The 20,328-nt window shown below is 69.4% G+C and carries 16 protein-coding genes and 2 pseudogenes; 9 read left to right on the plus strand and 9 right to left on the minus strand.

What is annotated here, in order from left to right:
- Window positions 1-357 precede the first annotated feature (357 nt).
- Complete coding sequence (locus ACFYVL_RS40600) at window positions 358-1,164, minus strand: SMI1/KNR4 family protein (protein WP_389254389.1); 807 nt, start codon at window positions 1,162-1,164, stop codon at window positions 358-360.
- Window positions 1,165-1,433: 269 nt separating this feature from the next.
- Here ACFYVL_RS40600 and ACFYVL_RS40605 point away from each other — a divergent pair, with 269 nt between their 5' ends.
- A complete protein-coding gene (locus ACFYVL_RS40605) occupies window positions 1,434-1,943 on the plus strand; it encodes an SUKH-4 family immunity protein (RefSeq protein WP_389254390.1) in 510 nt (169 codons plus the stop codon).
- 563 nt (window positions 1,944-2,506) lie between these two features.
- Here the strand turns inward: ACFYVL_RS40605 and ACFYVL_RS40610 are convergent.
- Window positions 2,507-3,118, minus strand: a complete 612-nt coding sequence (locus ACFYVL_RS40610; RefSeq protein WP_389254525.1) for a TetR/AcrR family transcriptional regulator C-terminal domain-containing protein — start codon at window positions 3,116-3,118, stop codon at window positions 2,507-2,509.
- A gap of 77 nt (window positions 3,119-3,195) precedes the next feature.
- Here ACFYVL_RS40610 and ACFYVL_RS40615 point away from each other — a divergent pair, with 77 nt between their 5' ends.
- Window positions 3,196-4,443 carry an FAD-dependent monooxygenase gene (locus ACFYVL_RS40615; protein ID WP_389254391.1) on the plus strand — a complete coding sequence of 416 codons (1,248 nt, stop codon included), beginning with the start codon at window positions 3,196-3,198 and terminating at the stop codon, window positions 4,441-4,443.
- A 432-nt stretch (window positions 4,444-4,875) separates the two neighbouring features.
- On the opposite strand, the gene ACFYVL_RS40620 is transcribed toward ACFYVL_RS40615, so the two are convergent.
- The 3 genes from ACFYVL_RS40620 to ACFYVL_RS40630 all read right to left on the minus strand — a co-directional run bounded on the left by ACFYVL_RS40620 (window position 4,876) and on the right by ACFYVL_RS40630 (window position 7,130).
- Complete coding sequence (locus tag ACFYVL_RS40620; RefSeq protein ID WP_389254393.1) at window positions 4,876-5,703, minus strand: SDR family oxidoreductase; 828 nt, start codon at window positions 5,701-5,703, stop codon at window positions 4,876-4,878.
- Between the two features lie 195 nt (window positions 5,704-5,898).
- Window positions 5,899-6,429 carry a hypothetical protein gene (locus ACFYVL_RS40625; RefSeq protein WP_389254395.1) on the minus strand — a complete coding sequence of 177 codons (531 nt, stop codon included), beginning with the start codon at window positions 6,427-6,429 and terminating at the stop codon, window positions 5,899-5,901.
- 317 nt (window positions 6,430-6,746) lie between these two features.
- Entirely contained in the window at window positions 6,747-7,130 is a 384-nt protein-coding gene (locus tag ACFYVL_RS40630) for a hypothetical protein (RefSeq protein ID WP_389254397.1), read from the minus strand.
- 425 nt (window positions 7,131-7,555) lie between these two features.
- Between ACFYVL_RS40630 and ACFYVL_RS40635 the strand changes: the two genes are divergently transcribed.
- Together ACFYVL_RS40635 and ACFYVL_RS40640 are read left to right on the plus strand one after the other, a co-directional pair.
- Window positions 7,556-7,984, plus strand: a complete 429-nt coding sequence (locus ACFYVL_RS40635; protein ID WP_389254399.1) for a hypothetical protein — start codon at window positions 7,556-7,558, stop codon at window positions 7,982-7,984.
- A gap of 273 nt (window positions 7,985-8,257) precedes the next feature.
- Window positions 8,258-12,088: a hypothetical protein gene (locus ACFYVL_RS40640; protein WP_389254401.1), complete on the plus strand. Its 3,831-nt coding sequence runs from the start codon at window positions 8,258-8,260 to the stop codon at window positions 12,086-12,088.
- Between the two features lie 216 nt (window positions 12,089-12,304).
- Here ACFYVL_RS40640 and ACFYVL_RS40645 read toward each other — a convergent pair whose 3' ends face one another.
- Window positions 12,305-13,477: an acyl-CoA dehydrogenase family protein gene (locus ACFYVL_RS40645; RefSeq protein WP_389254403.1), complete on the minus strand. Its 1,173-nt coding sequence runs from the start codon at window positions 13,475-13,477 to the stop codon at window positions 12,305-12,307.
- A 248-nt stretch (window positions 13,478-13,725) separates the two neighbouring features.
- Here ACFYVL_RS40645 and ACFYVL_RS40650 point away from each other — a divergent pair, with 248 nt between their 5' ends.
- The 3 genes from ACFYVL_RS40650 (at window position 13,726) to ACFYVL_RS40660 (ending at window position 16,974) form a co-directional block, all read left to right on the plus strand.
- Window positions 13,726-14,292, plus strand: a complete 567-nt coding sequence (locus ACFYVL_RS40650) for a transposase (protein ID WP_389254405.1) — start codon at window positions 13,726-13,728, stop codon at window positions 14,290-14,292.
- 462 nt (window positions 14,293-14,754) lie between these two features.
- The gene (locus tag ACFYVL_RS40655) at window positions 14,755-16,107 is read left to right on the plus strand and encodes an MFS transporter (RefSeq protein ID WP_389254407.1); all 1,353 of its coding nucleotides are present in this window, start codon (window positions 14,755-14,757) and stop codon (window positions 16,105-16,107) included.
- A 102-nt stretch (window positions 16,108-16,209) separates the two neighbouring features.
- Window positions 16,210-16,974 (plus strand): SDR family NAD(P)-dependent oxidoreductase, encoded by a 765-nt coding sequence (locus tag ACFYVL_RS40660; protein ID WP_389254409.1) that lies wholly within the window; start codon window positions 16,210-16,212, stop codon window positions 16,972-16,974.
- Window positions 16,975-17,135: 161 nt separating this feature from the next.
- Here ACFYVL_RS40660 and ACFYVL_RS40665 read toward each other — a convergent pair.
- Window positions 17,136-17,372 (minus strand): annotated as a pseudogene (locus ACFYVL_RS40665) (transposase); the annotation flags it as partial.
- A 184-nt stretch (window positions 17,373-17,556) separates the two neighbouring features.
- Here ACFYVL_RS40665 and ACFYVL_RS40670 point away from each other — a divergent pair.
- Window positions 17,557-17,940 (plus strand): hypothetical protein, encoded by a 384-nt coding sequence (locus ACFYVL_RS40670; RefSeq protein ID WP_389254533.1) that lies wholly within the window; start codon window positions 17,557-17,559, stop codon window positions 17,938-17,940.
- Between the two features lie 157 nt (window positions 17,941-18,097).
- Window positions 18,098-18,370: pseudogene (locus tag ACFYVL_RS40675) on the plus strand (WYL domain-containing protein); the annotation flags it as partial.
- A gap of 83 nt (window positions 18,371-18,453) precedes the next feature.
- On the opposite strand, the gene ACFYVL_RS40680 reads toward ACFYVL_RS40675, so the two are convergent.
- A complete protein-coding gene (locus ACFYVL_RS40680; RefSeq protein WP_389254411.1) occupies window positions 18,454-19,068 on the minus strand; it encodes a YdeI family protein in 615 nt (204 codons plus the stop codon).
- A 664-nt stretch (window positions 19,069-19,732) separates the two neighbouring features.
- Window positions 19,733-20,323 carry a TetR/AcrR family transcriptional regulator gene (locus tag ACFYVL_RS40685; protein WP_389254414.1) on the minus strand — a complete coding sequence of 197 codons (591 nt, stop codon included), beginning with the start codon at window positions 20,321-20,323 and terminating at the stop codon, window positions 19,733-19,735.
- Window positions 20,324-20,328: the final 5 nt, after the last annotated feature.

Consider the following 20,328-nt stretch of genomic DNA (forward strand, 5'->3'; position numbering starts at 1 on the left):
CGATCACCGATCGCCTTCGAGAACGCCCTCCACCGCACACCAACTACGCTGGCACCAGCCGCATAACCCGTGTTCAGGATTCGGGGTCAAGGCCCCGGGGTGCACCATCATTGACCGCTCTTGCTCATCTGCCGGTCGAAATCTGGCCAGGTGTATTCGCCGTCGGGGCCGCCAGGCACCGGGTGGTGAAGGTTCTCGGCGATCCAGGCCCAGCGCCCGTGTCTGGTCGGCCCGCAATTCAGCTGGGAGGGCGCTGGCGCCCACCACAGGCACGGGTGTGCGGAGCTGATGTCGTTGTTTCCGTGGTCCCACAGGTGCGCCGAAGAGGAGTCAGTGTGCTGTGGACGGCGGCGGGGTTCAGCCGTCCTGGTAGTTCATGAACCAGTGGGTGTCGAAGTAGTGGGCCATCGTGAACGGGTGGTGCGGGTCGATGAGGATGCGGCAGACGAACTCCGCGGCCTGGCAGTCGAAGGGGACGTCCTCGCCGTCGAAGGACCGGACCACGACGGGCCAACGGTCGGGGTCTTGGCCTTCAGTCCTCCAGCAGTACAGGTCCTCGTGTTCCGTGCCCGCCCAGATGAGCAGCCCGTCCTCTTCGAGATTGGTCCACGGCTCCTGGATCAGGTCCAGGAAGGCGTCGAAGGCGCCCTCGCCGAATGTCTCGACCATGCGCTTGTAGTCGCTCGGCAGTGCGGTGCCCAGGCGTGACTCCACCTCTGCCCAGTCCAGACCCGGCCGCTGGGCGGGGTGGGTCCACCCCGTAACCTGTATGAGCTGCTGCATCCAGTCGACGACCTTGTCCGGGGAGCAGTCGGGAACGGGCTGCAAGGGTTCGGGCACCTCCCTGCGAGCGATCACCAGCACCGGTCGCTCAGCCCCCTCCGCGTCCCGCGCTGTTCCTGCGCCGATCCATTGGTCCCCGAATGCCCACGCCCGTATCTTCACGGCCCGGTCCTCGAAAGGGGCGAGGAGAGCCGCGCCCCTGGACTCATCGACTGTCGGATCGGTGAAACCGTCGAGGACCAGGGTGCGCGGGGTGCCGTACGTGCTGGCGAGCAGGTCAGTCAGATCCTGCGGTTCCAAGTCGCTGGGAAGGTACAAATAGCCGCCCGTCGAACCGAGTTGGGCCATCAGGTCATTGATGGTCGTTTGCGTGAGTTCCATGACAGACAGTGAAGCGCACCGCACTGACAACCTTCGCGCTGACCGACGTACCTGACGTCATCGCGAGAGATGGGGACCCCGGCCGGGGAGTCCCCTCCTGGACGTGTCTGGTGTCAACTGAGTCACGGTGTTGCTGGTCCACCACTGACGAACCACCTTCTTCGCTAGGGAACTTGAAGAGCTGATGCCGGGACGCGCCGCTCCGTAAGAGGTGCCCCACACGTGGCCTGTGGCTGCTGCCAGGCAGTCCAACGGGAGAGGATCCACCTGTGATCCAGCCCCTGCCGCCATTGCCGAAGCCTGAGTTCGTCCTGATCGCCGTCGAGGTGCCAGCCGAGGTGTCCACCAGGATTGCTGTCGATCTCAGGGAAACGGGCATCCCAGGTGGGTTGATCGGATACGAGTACCGGCCGCTGAGTGAGCCGGTGTATTTCGGAGACATGGGTGAACGGGGGCTGGTCGTCATCGCGACGACTGGCCTGTTCGGGCGCATTGCAGTCGATGTGGCCAGTGGTCACGTGGTGCAGATTTCCAGTGTCGCGTCGACGACTGCCGGTCACGTGAACGGAGACCTCGCCTCCTTCAACCGGTGTGTAGCGGCCGTGATCGCACGCTTCCCGTTCCATGTGGAGGGCGACGAGAGGAGAGACGGGAAAGTGGCGCACGAACTGCGCGTTCTCGTCACCGGCATCGACGGAACCGCTCTCGTGGAGAACGGGTTCTGGGAGACGTTCTGCGATGACGTGGAGATGGGCAACTATGGCGGCTGGGACGTGTGATCCGGGACTGGCTCCCGGTGCGAGGAGGCGTCCAGGCTCCGGCCAGTGGTTGCGATGCAACTGTCGACGAGGTTGGGGCGGTACTGGATCTTCTAGAGTCGACGTTCTACGGCCCTGGTGATCTCGCCGAGGTCAGCGGCGGCCAGGTTGCCCAGGTCGCGCTGGGCCAGCGCCCAGATGGCCTCGGTTCGGCGTTCGCCTCGATGAATTCCTTCATGCCGACCGCCAAGTGGGGCGGACGATGTCCCGGATCCAGCACGATCGGGCCCCTGAGGTGGTTCCGGGCGCGGACAGCCAGGTCTCGATAGTCGCGCCAGATGAAGCCTCGGCTCGTCCAGGCCGCTGCCGGTGAAGGGCTGCCCTGGGGCGTCCTACCGGCGCATTCGCAGCCCCGCTGACGGTGGCCCTGCTCATCGGTCAGTTCGGCGGCGACTACCGGCCGCCGCGTGGTCTGGCTGCCGGGCGCGGCTGCGCTGTGAGGACTGCGGGGCTGTCTGGGGCGGCCGGCCGGTGACCGCCGCCCTCGGCGGGCGCCTACCTGATACCTCCCGGCCTGCGAGTGGTCAGGCGGGCGACGGAGTATCCGGGGCACGGTCGGAAGCCGTGCTGCGCTGGTCGAGGCCGCCGAGGATAAGCGCGAGGCCCGCCTCGAACGCTTCCTTGTGATCGAGGGCGGGGATGTCGTCCGGCAGATCCTCGGCGTTCGGCGCATCCGCATCCGCATCCGCATCCGCATCCGCCTGCTCCTCCAGCACGCAGCCGACGGTGAAGCGGCTGACGGCCAGCATCGCCATCTGCGCATCCCGCTCGGGCACGCCGGAGGCCACCAGGAAAGCGATCTTGCGGCGGATCCGGTCGAGGTCACCGGTCGGCGTGCTCCCGGCGTGCAGGCGGGCGCCGTCACGGCGTATCAGCAGCGTGTGGCGGAAGCTGCGTGCGTTCTGCAGGAACCAGTCGCGCCAGTCGTCCTCGGGGGAGGGCAGCGGCGCGTCGGCGTGGGGGGTCATGGCCACCTCCGCCATGGCGGCAAGGAGGTCCTTCTTGGTTTTGAAGTGGTAGTAGAGCGACGGCTGCTCGACGCCGAGGCGCTTGGCCAGCCGCCGGGTGCTCACTGTTTCCAGGCCCACCTCGTCCAGCAGAGTCAGCGCCTCGGTGACGACGGTCGCACGGTTCATCTTGGTCACGTTGACAATCTATCGCTGATAGAAGACTGTGAAAGGAATCAATCACCGATAGATTTTGGAGGGTCGGTGTGGCAACCAAGATCGCGAAGCGTGCACTGCGGATCCTCGTCGCCGGTGGTGGCGTCGCCGGGCAGGCGCTGGCCTTCTGGCTCACCCGTGGCGGGCACCGGGTGACGGTGGTCGAGCGCTTCCCGGCGCTGCGCGCCTCGGGCGCGCAGGTCGACCTGCGCGGGCAGGGCATTGAGGCAGTCGAGCGCATGGGCCTGCTGGAGACCGTGCGCAGCCAGTTGGTGGACGAGGCGGGCGTTGCCTTCGTCGACTCCCGCGGCAAGCCGAAGGCGACGATCATGGCGAACACCTCCGGCAAGGGACGTCAGACCCTGACCTCCGAGTACGAGATCATGCGCGGCGACCTGGTCCGCATCCTGCACGAGGCGACCACGAACGACACCGAGTACGTCTTCGGCAAGAGCGTCGGCGGCTTCGACCAGGACGCAGACCGGGTCACCGCGCACTTCTCGGACGGGACCTCCGGTGAGTACGACCTGCTGATCGGCGCCGACGGGCAGGGCTCACGCATCCGGCGGGCGCTGCTGCCGGAGGGCTTCGACCCGTACTGGCGCGTGGGCATCCACATGGCCTACTGGTTCGTGCCGCGCATCGCCTCCGACACCAACATCCGCGACACCTACATGGTCCCGGGCGGTCGGCAGATCATGCGGCGCAGCCACAACACGAACGAGACGCAGGTGTACTTCGTGATGCGTGAGGAGTCGGCGGAAGCATCCGCGATCCACCGCGCTCCCGTCGAGCAGCAGCAGACGTTTTGGGCGGGGAAGTTCAGGGACGCCGGATGGCAGACCGACCGGTTTATCGAGGGCATGAGGGACAGTCCGTTCTTCTACTCCCAGGAGGTCGCCCAGGTGCGTATCGACAGCTGGTCCCAGGGCCGGGTGGTCCTGGCCGGTGACGCGGCGCACTGCGCATCCCCCTACAGCGGCATGGGAATCTCCGGCGGACTGGTCGGCGCGTACGTCCTGGCCGGAGAGATCAACCGGCACGCGGGGGACCTGCCGACCGCGCTGGCGAACTACGACCGCGTCCTGCGGCCCTTCGTCGACGAGATCCAGGGCGAGGTCAACCCCCGCATCCTGCGCGTGGGGATGCCCACGAACAAGCACGCCATCAGCGCCTTCCAGAACGCCACCGCGCTGGCCTGCTTCTTCCGCATCCCGGCCCTGGTCGCACGGTTCTCCAGGGAGGACCGCGGCGGCGACTGGCAGCTGCCGGCCTACGCCGACATCCCCGCCGAATGAGGCCGCCCGCCCTTGTGCTCAGGGCGCGACGGGCCACATGAACGACGGATGGTGGGCTGGCGCGGCTACCCCTCGTACCCTCGCCAGCAGGCCGTTGGCAGTCCGCTACTGAGCTTGTTCCTTGACGTCGCAAGTCCGCACGCAGGGAGCACTCCGCGTGAGCACCGCCCTGCACACTGGTCAACTCGCCGCCGCACCCTCGCGCTAGTCAGCGCAGTACTGAGCGAGTCCCCGCCCCAGCCGTGGTGTCCGCGCTCCGTCCGCGCAGGTTGTCCCGCTCCTCGACAGCCCGCAGGTTCCCGGCCAGCTGGCGATGCGGAAGTAGCCGAGAGGGTTCAGTTCTAGCTGCAGGACGCTGCCGCAGATGCCCCGGAGCGCGACTACGGTCATTGAACGGTGATCGTGGCCGACTGCGTCGCTTTGAGGCGGTCCTCAAGCACGCCGGGAGAGGAACTGGCGGGCGCCGCGCAACGTGGTGTGCAGTCTGTGCTGGGTGGTGCGGCTGTTGAGGCGGACATCGAGTGCCCCTGGGAGCAAGGTGTCGGCCCGTAGACCCACAGGAAGCCGCGAGGCGTCGAGCCCGTCACGCTCGGCGATGAGGATTCCGAGCTCGTGACGGCTCACGGCGTCGGCTCCTGCGAGATGGTGAACGCCGTTCGACTCGCCGAGAGCGAGTTCCAGCAGAGCTGCGGCCAGGTCGGTGACGTGCACAGGACAGCGGATGTCATCGGTGAACAGGACGCCGTTGCGGGTGCCGGCCGAGAGGTCGTGGACCAGCTGCACATGCGGGGACCGAAGGTCACCGATGATCAGTGAAGTGCGAGCGATGACGGCATCCGAAGCCACGAGGCGGACTCCCGTCTCTGCTGCTGCCTTCGCCGCGCCGTAAGGGGTGACAGGGTCGGGGAGGCAGGACTCGTCGTAATGGACGCGGGTACCGGAGAACACCGCGTCGCTGGAGACATGGACGAGACGGCACCCGTGCCGCACCGCAGCCATCGCCACACGGATCGGGCCTTCGGCCGTGACCGCCCAATCCGGGCCTCCGCTCGTCGCGTTGATGATGAGACGCGGGGCAACCTCAGCTACGACTGCTTCGAGCTGCTCGGGGTGCCGCAGATCGAGGGCGTGCCACGCGACCTGCGCGATGCTGCCGGGCCTGGTCACGAAGGTCGCGGCTGTCGTGTGCTCGGCCGCTGCCGCCTGGCGGATCAGCTCAGTGCCGAGGAGGCCGCTGCCACCGATAATCAGGATCGTCATGAGGCGACAGTAAGGACCCCCGCGCCAGCCCCGTTTTCACGTGCGACCGCGCAGCCTCTGCTGTCGGGACATCGGGCCGAAACGGGCCTCGAACTATGCCGCTCAGCTGGGCGTTCGTCGGACGCTGGGGCGGCCTTCGTCTGATCGTGTGCTCTGGCCAAGGCGCACCGATCGAGACGAAGGCCGTGGGATCGGTCAGACGGGTGCGGGGCTGCGGTCGGGCAGCGCGCGGGCAGTCGGCAGCGGGGGAACGAGGTTGATCAGTGCCCAGCGGCGGCGGCCGTCCTCGGCACTTTCCACCCCGCAGTCTGCCGCACCCTGCCGGGCGACAGCGGCCAACAGGTCCCGGTCACCCGGGCGTTCGGTGTGCGGGCCGCTGCTGAGTACGAGGACCATGGCGTGGTCGTGGTGGTCGGCGAGGTGCACGCTCAGGTGGTCCCCGCCGTCGTCCACGGCCGCCGTCACCAGCAGCCGGACGACCGCGTTGACCGTGTCGGTGTCGAAACGGTAGCCCCAGCCGTTCAGCGCATCCACGACGAGCCCGCCGGCCTTCCCCGGAGTCCACGGACGGGATTCCACGGGCCAGTTGCGGCTGCGCCGGTCTGCGATCCGGGTCTGCATCCACGATTCCGCGGTCTTCTTCGGCGGCGGGTCCGGGGGAGGAAGGGGGCGCTTGGGCGGGGGCTCGGTCCTCGGCGGGTAGGTGGGCCGATGGGGTGCTGCCACAAGTGCCTCCCGCGAACGACGTAAGCCTGCGCCCAGCGTACGCGGCACACGGCGCACCCGGGAGGAAACGGACAGACCGAGATCGACATTCCACCGGCCGGGGCGTGCGCCCCGGATGAGTCCGGGAGAGGAGAAGGGAGCAGGCGCGCAAGGAGCGCCCGGGGCATCGGTGCGGGGTGGTGGGCGGGGGAGCGGCGGTGGATGATCCGCAGCAGCCGTCGGCCCTCGTTGTCATCGATCTCACGAACCCGTACACGTCCAGCCACGTGATCATTCCCGCCCGGACCGCCGCGCAGGGAACCACCCACGCGGCGGAGTCAGGAGGTGAACGCAGCCAGCGCGCGGGTCAGTTCGGCGTCGTACTGATCGGCGTCGAAGTGAAAGACCGCAGGGCGCGCCTCATCAACGGGCACCTGCCAGTCGGACCACTCCACAGTCTCGCCGTGACGTTGCACGAACACGGACAGGTAGCCACAGCATCCGCCCGTACACTCGGGCTCACCCAGCACTACACGTCGTCCCTCGTCGGTTGCCCAGAGGGGGCCCTGGCCATCGGCCGGCAATGCCTCCTCGGTAAACGGGCCGCGGCCTCCCTCTCCGATCGAGGCTGCCACCACTTCCTCGCCATCGATCCGGAAAGACAAGCGGGCAGCCCATCGGGGGCCCGGTGGCAATACGCTGATCTCAAGCCGATTGAACACCCAAGCACCGTACGCGAGTGCCGGCCACCACAAGTCCGTTCCCACGACCACCGGATACGGCCCTCTGACCGACTATCAGTGAGGCATTCCTCGACGGCCCACCGGCTGCCCGCGATGCGGATCAGCTCGTCCAGTGTTGTGTCGGTGGGCAGCAGGCGAGGTGGATGTGGGCGTGACGTTTGAGGACAACTCCTACAGCCCTTCGCTCTGTCGGCTTCGGTTACGGGCCGCTGGGAACTCTGCCAGGCCGACTGGCTTGTGGGACGGCGGGGACAGGGGACAGCCGGGCAGCCCGGCACGCTCATTGCCATGAATTGCGAAACCTGCTGGAAAATATGGGTAGTTGACTGTGCCAGTTTGTGCTGGTGCGCGTACTGTCGTCTCCTCGGACTGGACAAGTGGCAGCGCCTTCTGGAGGTGCGGCGATGGACGCGGCGATGGATCCCATGGTGATTGCGGCGGGCACCGCGCTGGTGGGAGCGATGGCCACCGAAGCCTGGCAGCAGGCCCGCAGAGCCACCGTCGCGCTGTGGCGGCGCGTTCGCCCCGAGCAGGCCGAGGACGTCGACACCGACCTCGTCCGAGCCCGTACCCAGGTCCTCGCGGCCAGGCGCGCGCAGGACGCGGACGGCGAAGGGGTGCTCGTCGCGGACTGGCAGCTCCGACTCCACCGGCTGCTGCGTGAAAACCCCTCCCTGGTGGCGGAGTTGCAGCGGCTGCTCGACGAGGAGCTGACCCCGCCGCTGCCCGTCGGCGAGCAGGAGCGGATCGGGTCGATCGTGCTGAAGGGCCACGCCACCGGTCACGGCCGGATCTACCAAGCGGGACGGGACCAGCACATCAACGAGCGGTGACATCGTACGACTGCGTCAGAGGTCTCTCACTGGCGTACGACGGCTCCCGGCGGCGGGGAAGGGGTGCACCGTGAAGCCCTCATCACGAACAGCACGAACGGGTCGCGCGCACCGCGACCTGTCGGGCGGTGGCGGGTGAGCGGGGAGGCCGAGCACCCAGCGTCGACGGACCCACCGTCGCACGGGGGCGACCCTGATCGCGGACCCGCACCTGGGCCCGCCACCACCCCGGACTCCGCCCGCGGCGATCCCGAAGTCTCCCTGCGCGCCCAGGTGTCGGGCGACGCACGGGCCTACCTCGCCGCCCGGGACCAGCACATCGCCGAGCGCGATCTGCACCTGCACTACGCGGACGGCGGACGGACCGCCCGGCGGGCCGAATCGAAGGACACCGCGTCGCTCTGTCCGTACCCCGGGCTGCGCGCCTTCACGGCTGCCGAGCACCAGTGGTTCCACGGCCGGGAGGCTGCGACCGCCCTGCTGCTCGAGCAACTCGCCGGACGGCTGGAGACCGGCGGACCGCTGATGGTCGTGGCGCCCTCGGGTGCCGGAAAGTCCTCCCTGCTCACGGCGGGCCTGTTGCCCGGTATTGCGCGTGGAGCCCTTCCCGCGGGCGGATCGGCGCACTGGCCGGTGGCCGTACTGACCCCCACGGACCGTCCCCTCCGGGCACTGTCCGACGCCCTCGCCCCGGTGCTCGGGGGCGACGTTGCGGAGGCGCGAACACTGGTGACGAGCCCGGCGATCGCCGCCGCACCGCTGCGGGACGCACTACGGCGGTATGTACAACAGCGGTACGTGCAACAGCGGGACGCCCCGCACGGGACGCAGCCCGTGGAGCCCGTGGAGCCCATACGCATCGTTCTGGTGGTCGATCAGTTGGAGGAGCTGTTCACCCTCTGCACCGACCCCGCCGAGCGGCGCGCTTTCGTCGAGGTCCTGGACCGCCTCGCCGCGCCGTCCGCCGACGGGCCCGCTCCCGCGCTGGTCGTGTACGGGCTGCGGGCCGACTTCGTTCCCGCCTGCGCCGACCACCCGCAGCTGCGCGACGCGTGGCCGCGCGGCCCGCTGCTCCTCGGCCCGCTGTCGGACGAGGAACTGCGCGCGGTGATCCTGTTCCCCGCGTACGACACCGGACTTGAGGTCGAACCCGGCCTGGTGGAGATCTTGTTGGGAGAGCTGGGTGAGGAGGGCCCCGCCGGGCCCGAGGGGCACCGGAAGCCGCGGGAAGCCGGGCTGCTGCCGCTCCTCGCGCACGCACTGCGCATCACCTGGCAGCAGCGCCACGGCCATGTCCTGACCGTTGCCGGTTACCGGGCGACCGGCGGCATCCGGCGAGCCGTGGCCACCACAGCCGAGCACGTCTTCGCGGGACTCGACGAGAGCGCCGCACGCGCCGCGCCCTGGGTGTTCCTGCAACTGGTCAAGGTCGGCGAGGGCACGAGGGACACCCGTACGCCACGCGATCACGCGAGCCTGCTCGCGGCGGCGGGAAACGAGACGGCCCTCCGGCAGAGCGCCGTCGCCGAAGTGCTGGAATCCTTCACCCGGGCCCGGCTCGTCACACGGGACGGTCCCACCGTCACCCTCACCCACGAGGTGCTGATCCGCGCCTGGCCGAGGCTGTGGGAGTGGGTGGACCAGGACCGGTCGGGCAACCTGGTGCGCCAGCGGCTCGAAGAGAGCGCCGCCGGATGGGAGGCCGGGCAGGACACTTCGCTCCTCTACCGGGGCACCCGGCTCGAAGCAGCCCGGACGGCCGTCGCCTCGGCTCCGCCCCCCGGTGCGACCACCCGGGCGACGGCTTTCCTTGCCGCGTCGGTCCGCCGGTCGAACCGTGCGGCACGCATCCGCCGCGCAGTCGGCGCCACGCTCGTCGCGCTGGCCGTCGTGGCCTCCTGCGCCGCCGTGCTCGCCCTCCAGCAGAGCGCCACGGCCGAACGGCAGCGGGACCGCGCGGTGTTCCATCAGATCTCCGCCACCGCTGATCAAGTACGTTCCCTGAACGGCGCGTTCGCGACCCAGCTCGACCTTGCCGCGTACCGCATGGACCCGACCGAAGCACTGCGCAGCCGGCTGATCACCGACCAGAACCTGCCCGTTTCCGCGTCGACCGCGCAGAACGGCGGCCCCGTCAGCGGGCTCGACCTCAGTCCGGACGGGCGCCTCATGGCGAGCACGGGTGGCTCGGCCGGGCTGCGGCTGTGGCAACTGTCGGGCGCCGCCCCTCCCCGGCCACTGGGCCGGCCGCTCCAGGGCGCGTACGTGGACGTCGCTTTCCACCCGGACGGGCGCACTCTCGCCGCGGGCCGCCGGGACGGAAACGTGGTTCTCCTCGACCTGGCGCAGCCCGCGCTGCCACGGCAGTGGGGGCCACCGCTGGGCGGTCACCGGGGCCTGGCCGGCATGAAGTTCAGCCCGGACGGCACGCGGCTGGTCACCATGGCCTCGGGCGCCGACCGCACCATGCGGATGTGGGACGTCACCGACCGCGCCGCGCCACGGCCGGTGGGGTCTCCGGTGGACGGCCGGGGGACCGTCAACACACTCGACTTCAGCCCGGACGGACAGCTCCTGGCCACCACCGGCATGTCTGCGGACGGCTCCGCCGACGAGACTGTACGGCTGTGGAACGTTGCAGGTCCCGCCGGACTGACCCCCGTCGGGCGGCCGCTGACCGGCCACACGGGAGCGGTCAACACCGTGCTGTTCAGCCCCGATGGGAGGACGCTGGCCAGCGCCGGCTTCGACGCGACCGTACGACTGTGGGACGTCAAGGACCCCGCCCGGGTGAAACAGAAGGGCCAGCCCCTCTACGGGCAGAGCGCCTTGGGCTCCCTCGCCTTCAGCCCGGACGGCCGTACCCTCGCGGTCAGCGGGACCGAAGCCGCCATCTACCTCTGGACCATCGCCGACCAGTACCGCGAACGCCGTACCGCCCGCAGCGCGCCCCTGACCGGACACGTCGGCGGTGTGTTCAGCCTGGCCTTCGCACCCGACGGCCGCACCCTCGTCAGCGGCGGCACCGACGGCTCGCTGCGACTCTGGGCGCTGCCGGCGACGGTGCTCAACGGCCACGGCGACCCGACACTGAGTGCCGACGGCAAGGTGCTGGCCGCCGTCGGGTTCGACGGCGTTCTCCAGCTGTACGACACCACTGACCCTGCGGCACCCCGGGCCGTGGGGCCCCCGCTCGCCCGACGGATCAACGTTGCGCTCTTCGGCCCGGCCGGGCGCACCCTCGCCGCGACCGACGCCGACGGCACGCTCCACCTGTGGGACGTCCAGGACCCCGCACACCCCACCCGGCACGGGGAACCGCTGACCGGCGACTTCGTCAGGATCGCCTTCAGCCCCGACGGCCGGACCCTGCTCAACATCGAGGACCCGTACACCGACCCCGTGACGACCCTGTGGGACCTCACGGATCCGGCGGATCCCGTGCAGCGGGGAGACGCGCTCGCCGGGCCCGAGGGGACAACCGGCATACATCTAGGGGCGTACAGCCCCAACGGCCGCTACTTCGCCGGGGCGACCCTCGGAGTCAACAACCGGACCTCGGGCCTGTTCCTCCTGCTGTGGGACCTCACCGACCCGGACCACCCCATTCCGCTGCCGTCGCTGCCGATCGGCGAGGGTGGCGGGGCCAGCGTGCTGACGTTCAGCCCCGACGGCCGCACCCTGGCCACCGGCAGCCAGGACGGGGTCATCCGGCTCTGGGACAGTACGGACCCGACCCGTGGCCTCAGCAAACGAGCCGAACTGCGCGGTCACCGCAGCCTCGTCTCAGCGCTCGCCTTCAGCCCCGACGGCCGGACGCTCGTCAGCGGCGGCGCCGACACCACCGTCCGGCTCTGGGACCCGGACCGCCGCACCGCCGTGGGCCAGCCACTGACCGGCCACACCGCACCCCTGCTCGGCGTGGCCTTTGCCCCGGACGGCCACACCCTGGTCACCGGTGGCTGGGACAACACGGTCCGCCTCTGGGAAACCGACCCGGGCCGCCTCAAGACCCGCTTGTGCACCACGACGACCAGCACCGCCGACACCTCCCACTGGAACCGCTACGTACCGGGCGTCCCTTACCGGCCTCCGTGTCCCTGAACCACCGAAGGCCAAGGCAGGGCTGCGCAGTCGGGTGTATGCAGGGCTGATGCCGTGCCGGGCCTTGCCGCCCGTCATGCCACCCGGGGGAGGCGCGGGAACCAGGTCGCCAGGGTGCGGTGTGAGGCCCCCGGGACCGCTCAGCGCGGCGAGCCACTCGGCCTTGTCCTTGCCGAGCGGCCCGCAGTCGGCACCGGAGAAGCAGCCGTCGGCGCGTCAGACGATGCGGGCGACCTGTTCGGGGCGGCCGAGCAAGGACTTTCCGTACGTCTCGTTGGCGACTGCGGGGGAGGCGTTCATGTGCCGTGCTGCCATGTTCACGTCGCGCCAGATTCGCTGGAAGGGGCTGGAGTCGGCGAAGCCGCCGGCTCCATGTGCGGTGGCCAGGAGCGTGACGGCGTCCACGACTTCCGTGATGGCGCGGCTGACCAGCGCGCGGGCGCGGGCCCGGTCCGCGAGGGTGGGGCTGGTGCCGTTCGCGTCCGCCGCATCGAGGCTGTCGGCCACCCGCAGGGCAAGGGCTTCCGCGGTCTCGATCTTCACGGCGGCCTCGGCCACCTGGAAGGCCACGGACTCTGCTTGCGTGGCGTAGTACGTGCCGACGACAGGTTTGTCGGATGCCTGGGCCATAACGTGGGCCAGCGCGGCGCGGCCCATGCCGAGCTGCGGGGCGAGGAGGGCCAGCAGCAGGACGGACGCCACCGGCGCCCCGGCGTCCTGGTCGAGCGGTCCGAACAGCTCCTGCATGGCAACCACCCGGCCCGCGGGAAGGAACAGATCTGTGGCCGTCGCGGTGCTGCTCGCGGTGGCCCGCATGCCCAGCACGTGCCAGGTGTCCTCGAACGTGAGGTCGCCTGCGGAGATCGCGCACAGCGCCTGGCCGGTGGTCCGGCCGGCCTCGTCGGTGAACAGGCAGCCGAGCATGACGTGCGTGGACAGCGAGCCTCCGGAGTTGTAGGGCCAGCGTCCGGTGACCCGCCACCCGCCGGGGACCGGCCGGGCCCGGGCGCTCGGAGAGAGGACGCCGGTGATCCTGACGTCCGGGTGTGCCAGGATCTCGCTGCGCACAGGCTCGGGGAACCGCCCTGCCATCCAGGTGCCGGCGGCCATGTGGGAGGTCAGCCAGGCCGCTGAGCCGTCGCCCTCGGCGAGCGCGGCCAACACCTCGACGAGCGTGCGCGCCCCGGCCTGTGTGCCGCCGAAGCGGGCGGGCAGCCAGAGCTTGAACATGCCTGCCTCGGTCAGCGCCGTTACGACGGGCTCGATGAGCCGCCGCTCGGTCTCGCAGCGGAGTGCGTGGGAACGCAGCAACGGGCCGAGCGCGTACGCCCTTTCCAGCGCCTCGGTCTTCTCGGTCACGGTCCCGGTTGCTGAAGTTCTGGCAGTCATCCGCCCACGATGTATCCCGCCATGATCGACGTCAATTGGGCAAGGAGCCTGCCCGTAGGAGCCCTCCTGGCCTGCCCCCGCCCGCTGGGTTTCGACAGGGTACGGCCGCCTACCGGCGTCGCGCACGGCAGGACGATAGTGGGGGAGTAGCCGCCGCTACAGGCACCGCGCCGTCGTCACCGGGTACGACAAGTTGGCGGTCCGCTACGAGGCGTCGATTCTCGTCGACGGCATCCGAGGCTGATGTCGTGCCGGGATCCGCGCAGACGGTCAGAGCCGCTCGGATCCGGGCGGAACTGATCGACCGCCTGGCGGAGGTGGTGCGGGAAGTGAGGCGCTCGGCCGTTCGCGCGGCGGGTTCACCACCAAAATCCCCCCAATTGCGGACGGCCGCTGCCGGGCTCTCGCTGGCCATCACACCCGGGCAGTGCGCCGACTGCACCCAGTTCGAGCCGGTCATGGACAAGATCCGCGTGCCGAGGCTGACCTGTGGCAGAGCTCGCACAAGGCCGGACAGCGTCAGTGCGGACAAGGGCTACAGCAACCGCCGAACCTGCCGTTGCCTGCGCAGACGCGAAATCCGACACGTCATCCCGGAGGAAGCCGACCAGGCCGCCAACCGGGTCCGACGCGGCAGGGCCGGGGGTTGGCCGCCCGGGTTCGACAAGGGCCGCCACAAGAAGTGCAACACCGTCGAACGGGCGATCAACAAGCTGAAGGCCTTCCGCGCGGTTGCGACCAGGTTCGACAAGCGCGGCTACGTCTACCTGGGCACCGTCACCGCAGTCGCACTCATCGTCTGGCCCCATTCGTGATCGCCAGGACACTGCCCAGGCCGCCCCTCGCCCCCGGGCGGCGGTCTGCCCTGAGGCCAACCGGGCACCCGGCAGGGATTCTCATGCTTTCCGGCCGGGTGCCAGGTCTGCTCCCGGTGAACGCACGGTGGTGCACCGGCCAGGGTTCCTGGACGGTACGGCGGGTGCCGCGCCGGCGTTGCGCGGCGCTACGCCTGCGGACTCGGAAGAGGTCTTGGCCGGGGCTTCGAACGCTAGCTTGGAATCGGGCTCGCCCGACGGTGTACCCCGCCGGCAGGCAGCGCTGCTGGTGTGGTGACGCAGGTCGTGATGTGCGTCAGCGGGCCGTATGAGGACTGGTCTGTTCCGGCCAGGCATAGGCGAGTAGCAGGCAACGTGTAAAGGGCATCTACCACTGCCCTCACTGGCGCACCAGTGTTGTGTTCCTCGCCGTCCACCTTCCTGAAGGGACCCGACTCCTACATGGCCGCTGTTCCTCTTCCGACTACCGCTGCAGGCACTGGGTGTATCAGCCCTGCGCGAGCACGGTTCACCAAGCGCTGGACGCCACGGCTGGTCGCGTTCGGCGAGTTCATTGACGGCTACGACCTGCTCGTCATGGGCTCGGCGCTGCTCTTCCTCAAACCCGCCTTCGACCTGACGCCCACCGAGGTGGGCTGGCTCGGTGCCATCGCGTTCATCGGTGCCGCCGTGGGCCTCGTCGTCTTCGGTGACCTGTCCGACCGGTTCGGCCGGAAGGTCATCTTCGTCATCAACCTGGTCTTCTTCGTCGTCGCCTCGCTCGCCGCCGCGTTCGTGACCGAGGTCTGGCAGTTGATGCTGGCCCGGTTCTTCATCGGCGTCGCCGTAGGGATGGACATCCCGACCTCGCACGCCTTCCTCACGGAGATCGCGCCACGGGCGAGGCGGGGCCGGATCGCGGGCTCGCTCCCCAATGTGATGTGGCTCAGCGGTGCGATCACCAGTGTGCTCGTCGCCCTCGCGCTGCGCGACGTGACAGGGGAGAACACCTGGCGCTGGCTGTTCGGGCTCGCCGCGGTCCCCGCACTCGGTGTACTGATCGCCCGTCAATTCCTGCCGGAGTCACCGCGCTGGTTGCGGGCGCAGGGGCGCCACGAGGAGGCGCGCAGGGTGTTCACGATCCTGGGCATCGAGGAGCCGGCCACGTCTGCCGGGTCCCTCGGGACGAAGCGGCAGCTGCGTGAACTGTTCACCGCCCGGTCGGGGTTGCGCCTCGCCGCGGTCACCGGGTTCTTCGCGATCCAGGCCTTCGGCGGTGCGGTCGCCACCATCGCCGGTCCGCTCGTCATGGAGGCCAGCGGTGTCGGAGCACAGTACTCGCTGTGGTTCTCGCTGGCCGGATTCGCGGCGGGCCTGTGCGCCGTGGTCGCGGGTGCGCAGGTGATCGACCGTATCAACCGCAGGACTTTGGGCATCTGGACCTGCGTCGGCGTCTTCCTCGCGGGTCTGGGCATCGCCTTCCTCGGCCCAAGGGCCTCGGGACTTCTGCTGGCCTTCTTCGTCCTGTACTCCCTGCTCACCTGGTTCGGACCCGGCGTACTTTCCTGGGTGTGGTCGTCCGAGGCGTTCCCGACGCATCTGCGCGGCATCGGCAGCGGGATCGCGCAGGCGGTCACCCGTCTCATGATTGCGCTGAACGTGGTCCTCGCACCGCACCTCCTGGAGCGATTCGGGTTGCATGCCATCGCCTTCTACGCCTCCGCCTACCTGCTCGCCGCAGCCGTCGTCGCAGCCTCCCCCTTCCTCGCAACCACCGGCAAGGAACTCGAAGAAATCAATATCGGCCGTGAATAGACGAGTCGGACCCCGCAGGTCCCCAGGCCCTGTCGCAACGGGAGCCCGCGGGGCGCGGACTTCCTCAACCAACAACCCCCGTGCGAAAGGAAGGTGACCACCGTGACCACCGCAGTCATTCTCGGTGCCGCGGGCGGGATCGGCCGGGCCGTGGTCGCCAGGCTGCTCGCCGACGGCACCACCGTCATCGCCGTCGACCAGGATCCGGCCGTACATCATCTGCCCGGCGTGAGTGCCGCGTTCCACGGCGACGCCACCGACGACGACCTGCTCGCCCGCGCCCTGGACGCCGGACCCGAGCCGCCCTCGATCCTCGTGCACGCACTGCTCAGCGAACACCGCGCCCCACTGGGGGACCTGGCGCCTGAACACTGGCACCGGGTCTTCGACGTCGGGCTCGTGTCGGCGTGGCAGGCGGCCAGCGCACTCGTCCGCCGCCATCCCGCCGGCCGGCCCGCTTCCGTCGTCCTGATCGGTTCGGTGCACGCCCACGCCGCCGCTCCCGGCTTCGCTCCGTACGCCGTGGCCAAGGCGGGCCTGGGGGCACTGGCCCGTGCCGCGGCCACCGAATGGGGGCACCTGGGGATGCGTACCAACGTGGTCGAGCCGGGCTTCGTCGCTGTTCAGCGCAACGCTCACCGCTGGCGGGACCCCGAGGAACGGGAACGGATCCGGGCGGCCTACCCGCTGGAGCGCCTGTGCTCCCCCCAGGAGATCGCCGAGGTGGTCGCGTTCCTTGCCGGACCCTCGTCCTCGTACGTCAACGGTGTCTGCCTGCCGGTGGACGGTGGAGCACTGGCCGTCCTGCCGGAAGTGCATCTCAGCCGCAGTGCTCCCGCACAGCCGCCACCAGCCCCACGTGCGTGACAGCTGCCGTGGCTGGGCCGGGACCGGCTCGGGCGGTCGACAGCGGGTCCCGGCGCGAATTTCGTGGAGGCAATCATGCTCCTGTGCGCCAGTGACATACGGTCACGCGCCGGGCACGTCGTCAGACCGCTGCTGTCGAAGAAGGTGCCGTCCGCACTTCACCGGGCCGGCCGTTCGTGACAGGTCTTCCACGGCCCGAACCGCTCTGGCAGATCACGCCACGGCGCAGTTGTGCGTAGCTTCCACAAGATTCCACTGATCGACTGCCGGTGATCACGTCACCGCCCCGACCTGCCATTCGGCACCGGAAGCAACGGCTCAATCACCGCCCATGCACGATCCGTATCGTGCTTGTTCGCGTGCGGCGGGCTGTTGCGGCTTGCGGAGAAGCGCGTCAGCCCGCGGTTCGGGGCTGCTCGATACGCGCGGCTCGCCGGAGTGCGAGAGGGGGCACGGCCGCCGTGAGGGCCGCGAACGTCCCGGGCGTGTCCCGGACATGTCCGGGACACTTTTTCGCCTTTCACCTTGTGGGGTGCGTAGTGAGGATCTGTTGCGTCCGTGATCTCAACGAGAGGAAGCGACGTGCGTAAGTTCCATGCGGTGGGTGTGTTGGTGGCGGCGGCTGTGTTCACAGTCGTCTCGGTGTCGTCGGCGCAGGCCAAGGCCACGGATGTACGGAGTCCGGGGAATCTGGCGGGCGGGCGTTACGAGAGTTCGAACGACACGTTGTCGATGTGGGACAACTCCTGGATCGAGAATGACTACGTGCGTCTGCGGGTCACGAACGTGACGCGGAACGACCCCCGGGTCTACACCCACGACGGGCTCCCGGACTACAACAACCGCAAGGACGTCAGGGTTCCTACGACGTGGCGCTCCGGCGACAAGATCACTCTCCAGGTCTGCACGGTGGACCGATACTCGGGTAGTGCCCGCTGCTCAGGGACCGCGACAGCCTGGGTGTAGGGGAATCCAAGGTGGTCGCACCTGTTTTCGGCGGTGCGACCACCTTCTCCTTTGGGCGAGATCGTCCTTGGGAATCTGCTATTCAGAGCCCTTTGCCTGGTCAATCAGCGTGGTGGTGGTGCTCGGGGGCGGCTGAGGACCGCCGCGGTTGTCTGGAGTCCAGGTGGTATGCACACCCGACGGGATAGGCGTACTCCGGATGGCGCTCGGCGACCGGCTCGACGTGGGAGGTTCCACGACCGATGGCCGCATCGAGGTCGTGATCCGCGGCCCCAATGAGTACATCCTCGCCGGCGAGCTCTCCGGGCTGGTCGAATGGGTCGAGGTGACCGGCCCTCCGGGGGTCCGAGACCACCTGGCCTCGATCGGCAACGCCCTCGTCGAACGGTACGGCCGGCCGCGCATCAGCGGAGACCTTCACCCGTCTTGAAGCGGACGAGGCAGGGCTTCGAGAACAGTTCCCCAACAGTTCCGCTCAATAGGCTGGGTCTGTCCGTTCCGGCAGGAGCCCGGTCACGACGCCGGCGGGTCCGCCGGCCTGGCCTTCTGCGGGTGGATCGTCTCGTGCCGGACCAGCATCGCCACGTACTCGGCGATCTTCCGGGTTCGCGTCTCGGCCCGCTTGACGGCATTGACCCGGCTGATGAGGGCGAAGCGGTTGGTCTTGGTGAGTACCTCGAACATCGCCTGCGCCGCTGGGTCGGCGGCGATTGCGGCGCGCAGGTCGGCCGGCACCTCCGCTTCCGATGACGGCGCATAGGCGGCCGTCCACCGCCCGTCGGCCTTCGCGGCGTCGACCGCGGCGCGGCCGGCGGGCTGCATCAGGCCGGCCGCCTCCAACCGGGCCACGTTGGCGACGTTGCGCTGGGACCAGACGCTGCGGGGCCGGCGCGGGGTGAGCCGCCGCCAGGAGCTCTCCTCGTCGCGCTTGCGGGCCTGCCCGTCGATCCAGCCGAAGCACAGTGCCTCGTCGACCGCCTGCTGCCAGGTCAGTGTGGTGACGGTGCCGCCCTTCCTGGTCAGGGCGAGCCACACGCCAGGAGAGGCGGTGTGGTTGTCCAGCAGCCACGCGCGCAGAGCCGCGCCGTCGGCAACGATCAACTCATCCAGCTCGGTTCCGGTCACCACCGCAGGTTAGTGCCGCAGCCAGGTGTCGCGACCTGTCGGGGTGACTCGTTGAGCCCGCGGTGTCGATGTCGGCCTGGCTCGCCCTCGCCGACGCCACGCTGAAGAACGGCTGCCTGCTCCGGTCGGCTCAACGACCTCGGCGTCCCCACAGCCGCCGCCCGGACCGGAGCGACCCGCCACAGTGGGTCCTGGAGATGCCCGCCCCGCCGTCGTCGACGCCCTCGGCTACCACGACGTCATCGCGACCCGCCTCGCATCCGAGGTCGGAGAAGACTGGAGTCGCTACTCCGACGACCACGCACGGTCACCAGCAGGCTGGGCCCCAGGCGGAACTGGCGGCAGTTGAATGGGCGAGCCCGCCAGTACCGAGGGCGTGTCCATCCCGGGCATGGCCTGAGCGTCAACGAGCGGAAGCCGGCGGAGGGAACGGTCAACGCCCTGGAAGCACCTTGCCGGGAGGGGGGCGGGAGCACCTGCGAGTTGCGCCAACGTCATGTGACGGGGTGCCCCAGCGGGAAGGATGTCGCGGTGAGCCGTTGCCCTGTGCTGGGGGAAAGCGGCGGGGGTTGGTTAGGGCTGTTGTGAAAGTCCCGCCTTCCTCTCGGACGAGCGGCGGGATCTTTGCATCAGGCTCTAGGCATACCGAGCAACCCAGTGGGACCCGTCAGATCGTGGCCGGCAGCGCGTTTTCCAGGAGGGTCTGCGCCGCTGTCCGTGCGTGCCGGCCGTAGTTCGACTCGCCCAGCACCATGGCGCGGCTGGCGGCGCCGTCCGCGAGGGTCGCGAGTTGCTCGGCGAGGACGGCGGGCTCGCGGCAGCCCAGTTCCGCTACCAGATCGGTCACCAACCGCACCATCAGCAGTTTCTGTTCGCGCGCGTAGGAGTGGACCGCGTTCTGGGGGTCGGGGAACTCCGCGGCGGCGTCGATGAACGGGCATCCGCGCACCGGATCCGTGCCGGTCGGCGGCGGGTCGAACAGTGCGAGGATTCGCTCCTTGGCAGGGATGTCCTCGCGTGCCAGCACGCCCTCCAGGGTACGTCCCGTCGAGGAGAGGTCCTTGAGATGGGCGAGGACCAGCTCGTCCTTGGTCCTGAAGTGCGCGTAGAGGGTGCGCTTGGACACCGGCGCCCGCTCCGCGATCTGCTCCATGCCGGTCGCGTTGATCCCCTGGGCCGCGAACAGTCCGGCCGCAGCGGCCAGGATGCGCTCCCGCCCTCCGCGCCCCGGCCGTCGAGACACCGTCGTCGTGGTCATGACGT

The organism is Streptomyces sp. NPDC004111 (assembly GCF_042874215.1).
In the GTDB taxonomy this organism is placed as follows: Bacteria; Actinomycetota; Actinomycetes; order Streptomycetales; family Streptomycetaceae; genus Streptomyces.

Bases quoted from the DNA above. Each gene is read 5' to 3' on its own strand.
- ACFYVL_RS40655 (WP_389254407.1), top strand. From the start codon at position 14,755: ATGGCCGCTGTTCCTCTTCCGACTACCGCTGCAGGCACTGGGTGTATC.
- ACFYVL_RS40685 (WP_389254414.1), bottom strand. From the start codon at position 20,323: ATGACCACGACGACGGTGTCTCGACGGCCGGGGCGCGGAGGGCGGGAG.
- ACFYVL_RS40620 (WP_389254393.1), bottom strand. From the start codon at position 5,703: ATGACGATCCTGATTATCGGTGGCAGCGGCCTCCTCGGCACTGAGCTG.
- ACFYVL_RS40635 (WP_389254399.1), top strand. From the start codon at position 7,556: ATGGACGCGGCGATGGATCCCATGGTGATTGCGGCGGGCACCGCGCTG.
- ACFYVL_RS40600 (WP_389254389.1), bottom strand. From the start codon at position 1,164: ATGGAACTCACGCAAACGACCATCAATGACCTGATGGCCCAACTCGGT.
- ACFYVL_RS40610 (WP_389254525.1), bottom strand. From the start codon at position 3,118: ATGAACCGTGCGACCGTCGTCACCGAGGCGCTGACTCTGCTGGACGAG.
- ACFYVL_RS40645 (WP_389254403.1), bottom strand. From the start codon at position 13,477: ATGACTGCCAGAACTTCAGCAACCGGGACCGTGACCGAGAAGACCGAG.